The organism is Flavobacterium reichenbachii (assembly GCF_002217435.1).
Taxonomy (GTDB): Bacteria; Bacteroidota; Bacteroidia; order Flavobacteriales; family Flavobacteriaceae; genus Flavobacterium; species Flavobacterium reichenbachii.
Genome location: NZ_MUHF01000021.1, coordinates 44,343 through 56,611 on the forward strand (window position 1 = coordinate 44,343; position 12,269 = coordinate 56,611).

15 protein-coding genes are annotated in these 12,269 nt (G+C 32.1%); 12 read left to right on the forward strand and 3 right to left on the reverse strand.

Annotation, left to right across the window (positions count from 1 at the left end; genetic code table 11):
* Positions 1 to 37: 37 nt before the first annotated feature.
* From B0A68_RS17380 to B0A68_RS17390, 3 genes are all read left to right on the forward strand, one after another.
* Positions 38 to 889: an aldose 1-epimerase family protein gene (locus tag B0A68_RS17380; RefSeq protein ID WP_035680641.1), complete on the forward strand. Its 852-nt coding sequence runs from the start codon at positions 38 to 40 to the stop codon at positions 887 to 889.
* Between the two features lie 2 nt (positions 890 to 891).
* Positions 892 to 1,440 (forward strand): GNAT family N-acetyltransferase, encoded by a 549-nt coding sequence (locus tag B0A68_RS17385; RefSeq protein WP_035680643.1) that lies wholly within the window; start codon positions 892 to 894, stop codon positions 1,438 to 1,440.
* Between the two features lie 133 nt (positions 1,441 to 1,573).
* Entirely contained in the window at positions 1,574 to 2,128 is a 555-nt protein-coding gene (locus tag B0A68_RS17390; protein ID WP_035680646.1) for a DUF3575 domain-containing protein, read from the forward strand.
* Here B0A68_RS17390 and B0A68_RS17395 read toward each other — a convergent pair.
* Both B0A68_RS17395 and B0A68_RS17400 read right to left on the reverse strand, forming a co-directional pair.
* Positions 2,123 to 2,353 (reverse strand): VF530 family protein, encoded by a 231-nt coding sequence (locus B0A68_RS17395; RefSeq protein ID WP_035680648.1) that lies wholly within the window; start codon positions 2,351 to 2,353, stop codon positions 2,123 to 2,125. The two genes, B0A68_RS17390 and B0A68_RS17395, sit on opposite strands and share 6 nt — an antisense overlap.
* 99 nt (positions 2,354 to 2,452) lie before the next feature.
* Positions 2,453 to 3,079, reverse strand: a complete 627-nt coding sequence (locus B0A68_RS17400) for an outer membrane beta-barrel protein (RefSeq protein WP_035680651.1) — start codon at positions 3,077 to 3,079, stop codon at positions 2,453 to 2,455.
* Between the two features lie 141 nt (positions 3,080 to 3,220).
* On the opposite strand from B0A68_RS17400, the gene smpB reads away from it, so the two are divergent.
* Both smpB and B0A68_RS17410 read left to right on the forward strand, forming a co-directional pair.
* A complete protein-coding gene (gene smpB / locus B0A68_RS17405) occupies positions 3,221 to 3,676 on the forward strand; it encodes an SsrA-binding protein SmpB (protein ID WP_035680654.1) in 456 nt (151 codons plus the stop codon).
* A 94-nt stretch (positions 3,677 to 3,770) separates the two neighbouring features.
* Positions 3,771 to 4,778 (forward strand): helix-turn-helix domain-containing protein, encoded by a 1,008-nt coding sequence (locus tag B0A68_RS17410; RefSeq protein WP_035680656.1) that lies wholly within the window; start codon positions 3,771 to 3,773, stop codon positions 4,776 to 4,778.
* Between the two features lie 26 nt (positions 4,779 to 4,804).
* Here B0A68_RS17410 and B0A68_RS17415 read toward each other — a convergent pair whose 3' ends face one another.
* Positions 4,805 to 5,446, reverse strand: coding sequence for a protein-L-isoaspartate(D-aspartate) O-methyltransferase (locus B0A68_RS17415; RefSeq protein WP_035680659.1), 642 nt, complete (start codon positions 5,444 to 5,446; stop codon positions 4,805 to 4,807).
* Positions 5,447 to 5,657: 211 nt separating this feature from the next.
* Between B0A68_RS17415 and B0A68_RS17420 the strand changes: the two genes are divergently transcribed.
* From B0A68_RS17420 to miaA, 7 genes are all read left to right on the forward strand, one after another.
* Positions 5,658 to 6,623 (forward strand): Gfo/Idh/MocA family protein, encoded by a 966-nt coding sequence (locus B0A68_RS17420; RefSeq protein WP_035680662.1) that lies wholly within the window; start codon positions 5,658 to 5,660, stop codon positions 6,621 to 6,623.
* Positions 6,624 to 6,711: 88 nt separating this feature from the next.
* Positions 6,712 to 7,599 carry a 3-hydroxyacyl-CoA dehydrogenase family protein gene (locus tag B0A68_RS17425; RefSeq protein WP_035680665.1) on the forward strand — a complete coding sequence of 296 codons (888 nt, stop codon included), beginning with the start codon at positions 6,712 to 6,714 and terminating at the stop codon, positions 7,597 to 7,599.
* 10 nt (positions 7,600 to 7,609) lie between these two features.
* On the forward strand, positions 7,610 to 8,197 hold the full coding sequence (locus tag B0A68_RS17430) for a hypothetical protein (protein ID WP_035680667.1): 588 nt from the start codon (positions 7,610 to 7,612) through the stop codon (positions 8,195 to 8,197).
* Positions 8,194 to 8,856: a YggS family pyridoxal phosphate-dependent enzyme gene (locus B0A68_RS17435; RefSeq protein ID WP_035680669.1), complete on the forward strand. Its 663-nt coding sequence runs from the start codon at positions 8,194 to 8,196 to the stop codon at positions 8,854 to 8,856. The genes B0A68_RS17430 and B0A68_RS17435 overlap by 4 nt, the downstream gene beginning before the upstream one ends.
* Before the next feature lie 69 nt (positions 8,857 to 8,925).
* Positions 8,926 to 10,287: an exonuclease domain-containing protein gene (locus tag B0A68_RS17440; RefSeq protein WP_035680671.1), complete on the forward strand. Its 1,362-nt coding sequence runs from the start codon at positions 8,926 to 8,928 to the stop codon at positions 10,285 to 10,287.
* A gap of 28 nt (positions 10,288 to 10,315) precedes the next feature.
* Complete coding sequence (locus B0A68_RS17445) at positions 10,316 to 11,155, forward strand: ion transporter (protein WP_035680673.1); 840 nt, start codon at positions 10,316 to 10,318, stop codon at positions 11,153 to 11,155.
* A 153-nt stretch (positions 11,156 to 11,308) separates the two neighbouring features.
* Complete coding sequence (miaA, locus tag B0A68_RS17450) at positions 11,309 to 12,229, forward strand: tRNA (adenosine(37)-N6)-dimethylallyltransferase MiaA (RefSeq protein ID WP_035680674.1); 921 nt, start codon at positions 11,309 to 11,311, stop codon at positions 12,227 to 12,229.
* The last annotated feature ends 40 nt before the right edge of the window (positions 12,230 to 12,269 follow it).

Consider the following 12,269-nt stretch of genomic DNA (forward strand, 5'->3'; position numbering starts at 1 on the left):
TCACTCGAAAAAATTTACTTATTTCAATTTAAATACTTTGAATACAACAATATCAAATTCTACGCTGACCGCTTCTATAAAACATTCCGGAGCCGAATTATTTTCATTAAAAGACATTCATAATAAAGAATATATATGGGAAGGAAATCCTGATTTCTGGGGCAAACACTCTCCTATTCTTTTTCCTATAGTTGGAACGTTAAAAAACAACACTTACATTATTAAGGAGAAGGAATACCAACTGCCAAGACATGGTTTTGCACGTGATATGGAATTTGAACTTGTTGAAAAAACAGAAAACAGCGCCATTTTCTCTTTGCAATCTTCGGCAAAAACATTAGAAAAATATCCCTTTGAATTTGAATTACAGCTTATTTATACTCTTCAAGAAGATACTCTGCAGATAGAATACAACGTAATTAACAAAGCAAATGAGAAAATGCCTTTTTCTATAGGCGCACATCCTGCTATTGCACTTCCTGAGAATTTTGAAAATTATGCTTTTGAGTTTGAAAAACAAGAAATTCTAAAATATCATCTTTTAGAAAATGATTTGATTTCTGATAAAACCAAGATTCTGGAAACTACAAACAATATAATTCCTTTAAATTATGAATTGTTTAAAAATGATGCTTTGATTTTTAAAAATTTAGAATCGAATTCTCTAACTATTTTAGAAAACTCTAAACCTTATATTAAAGTAGATTTTGAAGATTTTCCGAGTTTAGGAATCTGGACCAAAGAACAAGCTCATTTTGTGTGTATAGAACCGTGGTTTGGGTATTCTGACACAGAAAGTAATTCTGGGGATTTATTTGAAAAAGAAGGAATTATAATTCTGGAACCGCAAAAAACTTTCCATTCAAAATTCAGTATAAAAATAGTATAAAGATGTTAGAATTTAATTTTACTCCATTTCCTGTAATAGAAACAGAACGCTTACTTTTAAGAAGAATTACTAATGATGATGTGAAGGAAGTTTTTGAATTGCGTTCGAATCCCGAAACAATGAAATACATTCCGCGTCCGCTGGTAAAAAACGATCAGGAAGCTCTGGATCATATTGCAATGATTGAAGATAAAATTAATACCAATACTGGAATAAACTGGGGGATTACTATAAAAAATGACCCTAAACTATTGGGTATTATTGGTTACTACAGATTACAGCCCGAAAATTACCGTGCAGAGATCGGTTATATGTTATTGCCCGATTTTCACGGAAAAGGAATCATTCCTGAAGCTGTAAACCGATTGATAAAATATGGCTTTGAAGATCTAAAACTTCACTCTATAGAAGCTGTAATAGATCCTGGAAACATTGGATCTGAAAAAGTACTGCAAAAATGCGGTTTTATAAAAGAAGCACATCTAAAAGAATCAGAATTTTGGGAAGGAAAATTTCTTGATAAGGTAATCTACTCATTATTAGAAAAGTAATTTCTATTGTCTAAAATTTTAAAAATTATTCTTATTAAATACGCAATTCTAAATACTAGAAAATATAGTATTGCGTTATATTTGCACCCGAAATAAGGAATTGACCACTATTTCCTAAAACAAATATTTCTTTATGAGAAAACTAATTATCCTAATTGTTCTTCTATTTGCGATTCAATTACAGAGTCAAACTTTTATAAAATTTAATGGTGCAACTGCTCTAATTGGCGTTCCGAATATTGGTATAGAAACGAGTATTGGAGAAAAAACTACTTTTAGTTTTGATGTTATGGCTTCTTTCTGGAAATCATTTAACGGACACAGCCCAATGGAATTTTATACTTTTACTCCAGAAGTTCGTTACCACTTTAAAGAAAAATACAACGGATTTTATGCCGGTATACACGCTGGACCTGATATGTACAAAATTCAAAAATGGAATTACTGGAACAGTAATCATTATGAACATGGATTTGGTTATCGTTTGGGTGTTACAGTAGGTTATAATGTCAAAATAAGCGAAAAACTTTTATTAGATGTTTTTGTCGGCGGCGGCTGGCATCAGGGATTCTATCATGGATATTATAATGATGGAACGCCGGGCCGATATGAAAAAGCTCCAAACTGGAACAAAAGCGGGGAATGGCTTCCTTACCGTGGAGGCGTTATGATTTCGTATAAATTATAATTTAGCAAACTTAGGCAGCGATTTTACATACAAATCTTCTACTTTTTTACGAGCCCAATCGGTTTTTCTTAGAAAAGTTAAACTTGATTTTACACTCGGATTTGACAGAAAGCATTTTACAGGAATCAATTCTCCTAAAGTATCAAAACCGTAATAATCTACTAATGTTTCTACTATTTTTTGAAGTGTAACTCCGTGAAGAGGATCTTTTGATTGATTTTCCATTTTAAATAAATTAAATAATATTAAAAGACCGTACTCAAAAAAGTACGGTCTTTGTTTTTACAAAATTAGTAAATTGAAATCGAAATCATCAATTACAAATTAGAATATAAATTTAAATCCGACAGCTAGTGGAGATGTTAAATTGGAACCTCCAACTAAATAAGCAGAATCAACATTTGCCATATGCGCTAATCCAAAATTTGTTACAGTTGTTTTTTCTCCTTCTTCCGGTTTTATTGTTGTTGAAGTGAAATTTGCTAAATCATATGAAAATTCTACTGAGAAATTCTTAGTAACAAAATAATCAAATCCTCCTGATACAGACAGACCAACCTGATTTATTTTTGTACCACCTTCTTTTTCTTTACCAGTAATAACCGGTAAAGCCGCTTGTCCGAAGAAATAAAGAGAACCGGCAACATTCCAATATTTTCTTGCTAATGGCTGAATTACAATTAAATCTGTTTTTGCAGATGTTCCTTCATCAGAAGCAGATTTCATATTAATATACCCCAAACCTGCTCCAATTGCTACAGACGGCGTAACAAATGTACCAACGATAGGTATTACAGATAAATTTGTGTTTTTAACGTCAGCCGTTTTAGTCTGCTGGTAACCAAATTGCGATGTTGCAAACCATGCGCCTTTTAATCCTTGAGCTGAATCTTGAGCTTTTGCTGTCAATCCGATTAATACAATACCAATTAATGTTACAATTTTTTTCATTTTTGAGTTTGTTTTAAATTATTCAACAAACTTATGAGTAAGGTTATTCGGTAAAAATGATTAAAATCATAGATTAAAAAAAAACTTTAATTATCTTTAAATTGAGTAAAGTTTTTCATTTTTATTTTACATTTGCATTCTATGTTAAAATCAGTCAATATACTTAATAAAAGAGCGCGCTTCGATTACGAAGTGATCGATACTTACACTGCCGGCATTGTTTTATCAGGAACTGAAATAAAATCAATCCGTTTGGGTAAAGCAAATATTACCGAAAGTTTTTGTGAATTTAGCAAGCTTGAACTTTTTGCTATAAACACCTATATCGAAGAATATTCTTTTGGAAATCAATTCAACCATAAATCAAGAAGTGAAAGAAAATTGCTTTTGAACAAAAAGGAATTAAAAAGCCTTCATAAAAGTGTTCAGGCTAAAGGACTTACTATTGTTCCCCTAAAATTATTTACCAATGAAAAAGGTCTTGCAAAATTGCAGATCGGTCTTTGCAAGGGTAAGAAAAATTATGACAAACGAGAGTCTCTAAAAGAACAGGATACAAAACGCGATTTAGACCGAATTAAAAAAGCGTATAACTAAATTTGTATTTAAGATACATCAAAAAGCAATATCTAATATTGCTTTTTTTATTTTCATTTTATTGACCAATTTTGTCAAGACTTAAAATTTCATCATGAAGTCACTGTTAAAAAATGCAAGAGAACAAAAAGGTCTAAAAACTCGCGAAGTTTCGCAAATGCTTGGTATTGATCAGGCGCTAATAAGTAAATTTGAATCAGGAACCAGAAAACCAACCCGAGAGCAAATCTCTAAACTTTCTCAACTTTTAGAGATTGATTATGAAAGTTTGATGACTGCGTGGCTTAAAGAAAAAATTTTGTATGAAATTGGTAATGAAGAATTTGCCTTAAAAGCGCTGCTTCTTGCAGAACAAGAGATTCAAAATAACAGCAAACAAATCAATACTATACTATTAACCTCTATACAAGGCATTTTAGACGAAATTGATACACTGAAAAATCAGATGGAATCGTTTAATCACTTTGAATTACGTCAAATTTCCAAAACTTTAGAATTAGAATTCATCTTTAAAAACATTTATTTCAATAGTAATTCTTTAACCTTAGAAGAAACTAAATCTGTTATTAATGATGGACTAACTATTGCTGGCAAAAGTATGCAGGAGCATATGGAAGCAATAAATTTTCACGAAACAATACTCTACATTAAAGATTTAGTCCAAAAGAAGACAGCTTTGAATGAAAAAGAGTTTCTTTTCGTTCATCATTTAATATTTAAAGGTACTTCTGCTAATAGTTCAGGAAAATTTAAAAATGATACGCTGATTGTACGTGAAATGAATTTACTTTTTAATTGGTACGAAACGCATAAAAACAATCTGCATCCAATAATTTTAGCTTCAGAAACATATCTTAAAATACTGGATATAAACCCTTTTGAAAATGGAAATATTCAAATGGCAACTTTGATATTAAATTGGATTTTGCTTCAAAATAATTACACTTACATTTCGGTCAAAGCAGATATAAAAAGCGTAAATGAATATTTCTCTGTCTTGGAAGAAAGCAAAAATCAAAATGACACGTTTATTTTCATTAATTATATTCTTGAACTTGAAAAAGAAAATCTGTATCGTGCTCTGGAATTGGCATCAAAATAAAAAGCCCAGACAAATGGGCTTTTATTTTAATTTTTATCTTCTAATAAAGGAACAAATCGAAACTCTCCAAACTCATGTTTTTCAAACTGAGTTTCATTTTTCCTGATTAATAAAGTCATAATCTGAACATCTTCGCCAAGCGGAATAACAAGCCTTCCTCCTATTTTTAATTGTGCCATTAAAGGCTGCGGGATAAATGGAGCTCCAGCTGTAACAATAATACTGTCAAACGGTGCATAACTTGGTAATCCTTTATATCCATCTCCAAAAGACAAATGTTTTGGTCGAATGTTTAATTTAGGAAACAAATTTGAGGTCTGCTTAAACAATTCGTTTTGTCTTTCAATACTATAAACTTTGGCGCCCAACATGCACAAAACTGCAGTTTGATAACCAGAACCTGTACCGATTTCAAGAATTTTATGTTCTTTTTTAACTTCCAGTAACTGCGATTGAAAAGCAACTGTGTAAGGCTGCGAAATAGTTTGACCTGCGCCAATAGGAAATGCCTTGTCCTGATAAGCATAATCTTCAAAACTTGAATTTAAAAAAAGGTGTCTTGGGATTTTTTTTATCGCATCCAAAACTGCTCTATCGGTAATTCCTTTTTGTTCTAAAGTACTTACTAATTGATTACGAAGTCCTTGATGTTTGGCAGTGTCTTTCAAAATGGGTAGGTTTTATTTTCGCAAAAATAAGAAACAAAAAAGGAAATCAAATATTGATTTTTAATTATTAAATTAATAAAGTTAAAAGTAGAAAGTAGAAAGTCAAAAGCCATAACTGACGATTTACAATTCACAATTCAGAACTCACAATTAGTTAAATTCATTTTTACTTTCAACAAATAAATTATATTTTTGTTTAAAATACATTCTCATGTTAAAAGTAGGAGTTTTAGGTGCTGGTCATCTTGGTAAAATACATTTACGCTTATTACAACAATCTGACCAATACGAATTAGTTGGATTTTACGACGAAAATCAAGAAAATGCCGAAAGAATTTCTAAAGAATTTGGCTATAAAAACTTCAGTACAATTGCAAAACTCATTCATGCTGTCGACGTAATTGATATCGTTACTCCAACCCTTTCGCACTATAAATGTGCTAAAGTAGCGATAAAATCAGGAAAACATATCTTTATAGAAAAACCAATTGCCAATACTGTCGAAGAAGCAGAAGAAATTATTGCTTTGGCTAAAGAATACAATGTAAAAGGACAGGTTGGTCATGTTGAGCGTTTTAATCCTGCATTCATCGCGACAAAAAATATGATCGAAAACCCGATGTTTATAGAAACGCATCGTTTGGCCGAATTTAATCCGCGTGGTACAGATGTTCCTGTGGTTCTGGATTTAATGATTCACGATATTGATGCAATTTTAAGTGTTGTAAATTCAAAAGTAAAAAATATCAATGCAAGTGGTGTTTCTGTTATTAGTGAAACCCCAGATATTGCAAATGCCAGAATCGAATTCGAAAACGGCTGCGTTGCCAACTTAACGGCAAGTAGAATTTCATTAAAAAACATGCGTAAATCACGTTTCTTTCAGAAAGACGCTTACATTTCAGTCGACTTTTTAGAGAAAAAATGTGAAGTTGTTCGTATGAAAGATGCCCCAGAAGTACCTGGAGATTTTGATATGATTTTGCAAAATGCAGAAGGTGTAAAAAAACAAATCTATTTTACAAATCCTGATGTTGAACAAAACAATGCAATTCTTGACGAATTAGAGTCTTTTGCAAATGCAATTAATACCAATACTACACCAGTAGTTACTCTTGAACAAGCGACAGATGCATTGCGAGTAGCATACCAAATTATTGATTGTTTCAACAAATAAAATAAGTAATTTTAAAATAAATTAGCCACGAATTCACGAATTAATTGGTGAATTCGTGGCTAAATCATAAATAAAACATCTACCACAAATGAAAATAATAGCTGTAATCGGAGCAGGAACAATGGGCAATGGAATTGCACATACTTTTGCGCAAAGCGGATTTACCGTAAAATTAATCGACGTTTCTGAAAAATCATTAGATAAAGGAATGGCAACTATTGCAGCCAATTTAGAGCGTATGCTTTCTAAAGGCACTATTACTCAGGAAGATGTTGCCAAAACAATCACGAATATTATAACGTATACCGATATTAAAGATGGTGTTGTAGGCGCTGATTTGGTTGTTGAAGCTGCAACTGAAAATGTAGAATTAAAACTCAATATTTTCAAACAATTAAACGAAGCTTGTTCTCATAATACTATTTTAGCTACTAATACTTCATCAATCTCAATAACTCAAATTGGAGCAGTTGTTACACATCCTGAACGCGTTATTGGAATGCATTTTATGAATCCGGTACCGATTATGAAATTGGTAGAAATTATCCGCGGGTACAACACCAGCGATGAAGTAACTAAAATCATCATGGATTTATCTGAAAAATTAGGTAAAGTTCCTGTTGAAGTAAACGATTATCCGGGTTTTGTAGCCAACAGAATTTTAATGCCTATGCTAAATGAAGCAATAGAAACGTTATATAATAAAGTTGCAGGCGTTTATGAAATTGATACCGTAATGAAATTAGGAATGGGACACCCGATGGGACCGCTTCAATTGGCAGATTTTATTGGCCTTGACGTTTGTCTTGCAATTCTAAATGTAATGTACGACGGCTTCAAAAACCCAAAATACGCTCCTTGTCCATTATTAATAAATATGGTTAGAGCCGGAAAACTTGGTGTAAAATCAGGTGAAGGATTTTATGATTACAGCGAAAGTAAAAAAGCGGAGAAAATTTCGAAACAGTTTATCTAAAGAATAATCTATGAGAAATCTGTTTTTTATTCTTATCCATTTAATAGCCACAATTTGCATATCACAAAACACAAATTCAGATTCTGATAAGGAGTTTACAATTCATCAAATTGATAGTATCTGTGACAAAAATGGCAGATATATAATTTCTGAAGGCAAAATAGGTGCAACTGTAGAAATTAAAGCTAAGAGGCAAAAGACAAAAATTCTAAACGGAAGCGGAGGTTTCTCATACACTCTTTATCAGCACCATTTTAATGAAGAGAACTACAATGCTCTATCACAAATAGAACAGAGAAAATATAAATTTGAAAAATATACTAATTTAATAAAGGGAGAATATCATCAGGCAATTCACTATGAGAATGCATATTCTGAAAATATTTATGGCGAATTTTACTATTTTAAAACATCGCTTTTTTATGTAAAAATTAAAATTATTAAATCAGAAAATAATAAAGAAGATATTTCAGAAACATTCAGCTCCAGTATTACAGAATTAGACAATTCAAAAGAAATAAAAAGTTCTTTCATTGACATTAAAAAGTGGGTGAACGAAAATAATGATAAAATACTAAAGATTTATAATCAAAAATGAGTGCAATAAAGCAAAACCTATCTGAAATAAAGTCGACTATTCCTGAAAATGTTACTCTAGTTGCTGTTTCAAAAACAAAACCTGTTTCAGACTTAATGCAAGCCTATGAAGCCGGACAACGCATTTTTGGAGAAAACAAAATTCAGGAAATGACGGAGAAATGGGAAGAAATGCCAAAAGACATTCAATGGCATATGATTGGTCATGTTCAGTCGAATAAGGTTAAGTTTATGGCGCCATATGTAGATTTAATTCACGGCGTTGATAGTCTTAATTTATTGCAGGAAATCAACAAACAAGCTTTAAAAAATAATAGAATTATAGACTGTCTTCTTCAAATTTATATTGCCGAAGAAGAAAGTAAATTTGGTTTAGATCAAAATGAATTAAATAAACTTTTAACTTCTGTGGAACTAAAAGAGTTGAAAAATATTCGTATCTTAGGGTTAATGGGAATGGCTACTTTTACAGAAGATCAAAACCAAATTAAAAAAGAATTTACACATTTAAAATCAATTTTTGATTCTATTAAAACACTGGAAATACCTAATTGTAAATTGAATACAGTTTCGATGGGAATGTCTGGTGATTATCAGTTGGCAATAGAAAACGGCAGCACAATGGTTCGTATTGGAAGCAGCATTTTTGGAGGCCGTTAAATTGCAAAATATATCTATTGTAAGACGCTGCAATGCGACTCTACAGAAACTCAACACCGAATACTGAATTTGTACGCGATATTAGACATAGAAACCACTGGAGGACAATTTAATGAAGAAGGAATTACTGAAATCGCCATCTATAAATTTGACGGGCACGAAGTAGTTGATCAATTCATCAGTCTTGTTAATCCTGAAATTCCGATTCAGCCCTTTGTGGTCAAATTAACAGGAATCAATAATGCAATGCTGCAATCTGCTCCAAAATTTTTTGAGGTAGCAAAACGTATTATCGAAATTACGTCAGATTGTATTATTGTAGCCCATAACGCTTCGTTTGATTATCGAATTTTACGCACCGAATTTAGACGCCTGGGTTATGATTATGAAGCCCGTACACTTTGTACAGTAGAACTTGCAAAAAAACTAATTCCTGAACAGACTTCTTATAGTTTAGGAAAACTAGTGCGCGCGTTAGGAATTCCGATGGCAGACAGACATCGCGCCAGCGGAGATGCAATGGCAACAGTAAAGCTTTTTAAAATGCTTCTGGAAAAAGACCTGGAAAAAACAATTGTAAAAGACTTTATAAAATTAGAAATAGAAAAAGGAATTGCACCAAAATTCTTGGATCTTGTCTCTCAAATGCCTGCAAAAACAGGGGTTTATTACATCCATAACGAAAACAACACTCTTATTTATATCGGCAAAAGCCAAAATATTAAAAAAAGAGTCAATCAGCATTTTACAGGAATTACAACCAAAAGCAAAAGAATTCAGGCAGAAGTGTTTACCATAACCTATGATGAAACGGGAAGCGAATTAATTGCACTCTTAAAAGAAAGCGAAGAAATAAAAGTTAACAGACCAAAATACAATCGTTCGCAGAAAAAAATGTTTTTTCCGTATGCTATTTATGTCGAGAAAGATTCAAACGGTTATCTCAATCTAAAACTTGAAAAAGCAGACGGAAGAAAAAAAGAAATTGCCTCATATACCTCATTGCAAGATGGTAAAAATGCACTTTTTAGATTTACATCAAAATACCATTTGTGTCAAAAATTAACGGGATTATACATTACCAAAAAAGAATGTTTTCAATACAAAATAAAAGAATGTGACGGAGCTTGTATTGGAGAAGTAATTGCCGAAATATATAATGCCCGTGTACAAGAATTCATTTCTGAAAATAGTTTTGAAAACAAAAACATGATTCTGATTGACAAAGGAAGAAATGTTAATGAAAGAAGTGCCATATTAATAGAAGATGGTATTTATAAAGGTTATGCTTATTACGATTTGAATTATCAAATTACCAATATAGAAATCTTAAAAAATATCCTGATACCAATGCAGCACAATCGCGATGCAAAAAACCTTATTCAAAACTACATTCGTAAAAGCAAATCATTAAAAATTCTTCGTTTTTAGTAAAAAAAACTTTACGTATCTTCGCGATATGACACGAAATAAATCAAAATACGAGATATTTAGAGAAAAAATTAAAATTGTTCTCTACGGAACCAACACTATTCTCGGTCGCATGTTTGATTTGGTGCTTTTGGGTCTCATATTATTAAGTGTGCTTTTGGTTATGCTTGATACAGTCGAGGGCATAAATCATAAATATCATTCGCAATTACTTATCTTCGAATGGATTATCACAGTATTTTTTACAATAGAATATTTATTACGGATTATTTCCATTCAAAAACCAATAAAATACATCTTCAGTTTTTATGGAATAATAGATGTGTTAGCCATATTACCAATGTATCTGTCTATATTTTTTCCAGCTACCAGCGTATTGACAATTGTGCGGGTACTGCGGTTTTTCAGGCTGTTCAAAATTCTGCACATACCGCAGATTTCGCATCAATCCTTTCAATTAAAAGAAGCATTAGAGGCCAGTAAAGAAAAAATATTGGTTTTCATCTATTTTGTAATGATCAGCGCCGTGATTATTGGTGCAATGATGTATGTCGTTGAAGGTAAAGAAAGCGGCTTTACAAGTATCCCTGTTGGTATATATTGGTCTATAGTAACCTTAACAACAGTTGGTTACGGAGACATTTCGCCCGCAACGCCATTAGGGCAGTTTTTGGCTTCTTTGGTCATGATTATGGGTTATGGAATTATAGCTGTACCGACCGGAATTGTAACAGCAGAATTTGCCAAAAGCAGTTTAAGAAATAACTCTGTAAGTACAAAAAAAACATGTGCAAAATGCCAGTCACAAGTTCATTTTGATAACGCCAAATATTGCTACCAATGCGGGACTGAACTGCCAAATAAATAATTTAAGAAGCTAATCCAGCTGTACATTGCAACTCCTCCTTATATTTGTTGTTTTTTTAAAGGCATAAAAGGAGCTTCTAAAGTCGCTCTTTTATACCAAAAAAACTAACAAATATAAGTCCGGGGTTTCCATTTCCATCTGGGCTAAAAAAATATGAAATACCTAATAACCATTGTAGGACCAACAGCAATAGGCAAAACAGCCTTGAGTATTGCTTTGGCAAAACATTTTAAATGCGAAATCCTTTCTTGCGACAGCCGTCAGTTTTTTAGTGAAATGACGATTGGAACTGCAGTTCCAAACCAAGAAGAACTGGCGTCAGCAACACATCATTTCATTCAAAATAAATCAATTTTTGAAAACTATACCGTTGGTGACTATGAAAAAGAAGCCCTGCAAAAAATTGACGAATTGTATGAAACTAATGATTTTATAATCTTAATTGGCGGATCAGGATTGTATGTAGACGCTATTCTAAGAGGTTTTGACGAATTCCCAGAGATCGATCCAGATGTGCGCTTTCAAGTAAATTCAAATTACGAAAAACTCGGAATAGAATATCTTCAGGAACAATTGCAACGTTTGGATCCTGAGTATTATCAAAAAATAACAGAAGAAAATCCGCAGACATTGCAAAACCCACAGCGAATGATGCGGTTTGTAGAAGTTTGTATTGGTGCACAAAAACCTTATTCTTCTTTTTTAAATCAGAAGAAAAATCACAGAGACTTCACCCCTATCCTAATTGGTTTAGATGCAGACAGAGAAATAATTTACAGCCGAATCAACCAGCGTGTCGATATAATGATAAACGAAGGATTGCTAGAAGAAGTAAAAACACTTTATCCTAACAAAGAATTAAATGCTTTACAAACCGTTGGTTATAGAGAATTATTTACTTATTTTGATGGAGAATTTACTTTGCCTTTTGCAATCGAAGAAATCAAAAAAAATACCCGAAGATTTGCTAAAAGACAGCTAACGTGGTTCAAAAGAAATGAAAACACAAAGTGGTTTGACTATGCGGCAAATAGGAAAGAAATCATAAATTACATTGAAAATTTTCTAAAGTAAACAAAATTATTTTTTCTATCGTCTTTATTCCATTTTCTAA

Bases quoted from the DNA above. Each gene is read 5' to 3' on its own strand.
- B0A68_RS17385 (WP_035680643.1), top strand. From the start codon at position 892: ATGTTAGAATTTAATTTTACTCCATTTCCTGTAATAGAAACAGAACGC.
- B0A68_RS17390 (WP_035680646.1), top strand. From the start codon at position 1,574: ATGAGAAAACTAATTATCCTAATTGTTCTTCTATTTGCGATTCAATTA.
- B0A68_RS17395 (WP_035680648.1), bottom strand. From the start codon at position 2,353: ATGGAAAATCAATCAAAAGATCCTCTTCACGGAGTTACACTTCAAAAA.
- B0A68_RS17400 (WP_035680651.1), bottom strand. From the start codon at position 3,079: ATGAAAAAAATTGTAACATTAATTGGTATTGTATTAATCGGATTGACA.
- smpB (WP_035680654.1), top strand. From the start codon at position 3,221: ATGTTAAAATCAGTCAATATACTTAATAAAAGAGCGCGCTTCGATTAC.
- B0A68_RS17410 (WP_035680656.1), top strand. From the start codon at position 3,771: ATGAAGTCACTGTTAAAAAATGCAAGAGAACAAAAAGGTCTAAAAACT.
- B0A68_RS17420 (WP_035680662.1), top strand. From the start codon at position 5,658: ATGTTAAAAGTAGGAGTTTTAGGTGCTGGTCATCTTGGTAAAATACAT.
- B0A68_RS17425 (WP_035680665.1), top strand. From the start codon at position 6,712: ATGAAAATAATAGCTGTAATCGGAGCAGGAACAATGGGCAATGGAATT.
- B0A68_RS17430 (WP_035680667.1), top strand. From the start codon at position 7,610: ATGAGAAATCTGTTTTTTATTCTTATCCATTTAATAGCCACAATTTGC.
- B0A68_RS17435 (WP_035680669.1), top strand. From the start codon at position 8,194: ATGAGTGCAATAAAGCAAAACCTATCTGAAATAAAGTCGACTATTCCT.
- B0A68_RS17445 (WP_035680673.1), top strand. From the start codon at position 10,316: ATGACACGAAATAAATCAAAATACGAGATATTTAGAGAAAAAATTAAA.
- miaA (WP_035680674.1), top strand. From the start codon at position 11,309: ATGAAATACCTAATAACCATTGTAGGACCAACAGCAATAGGCAAAACA.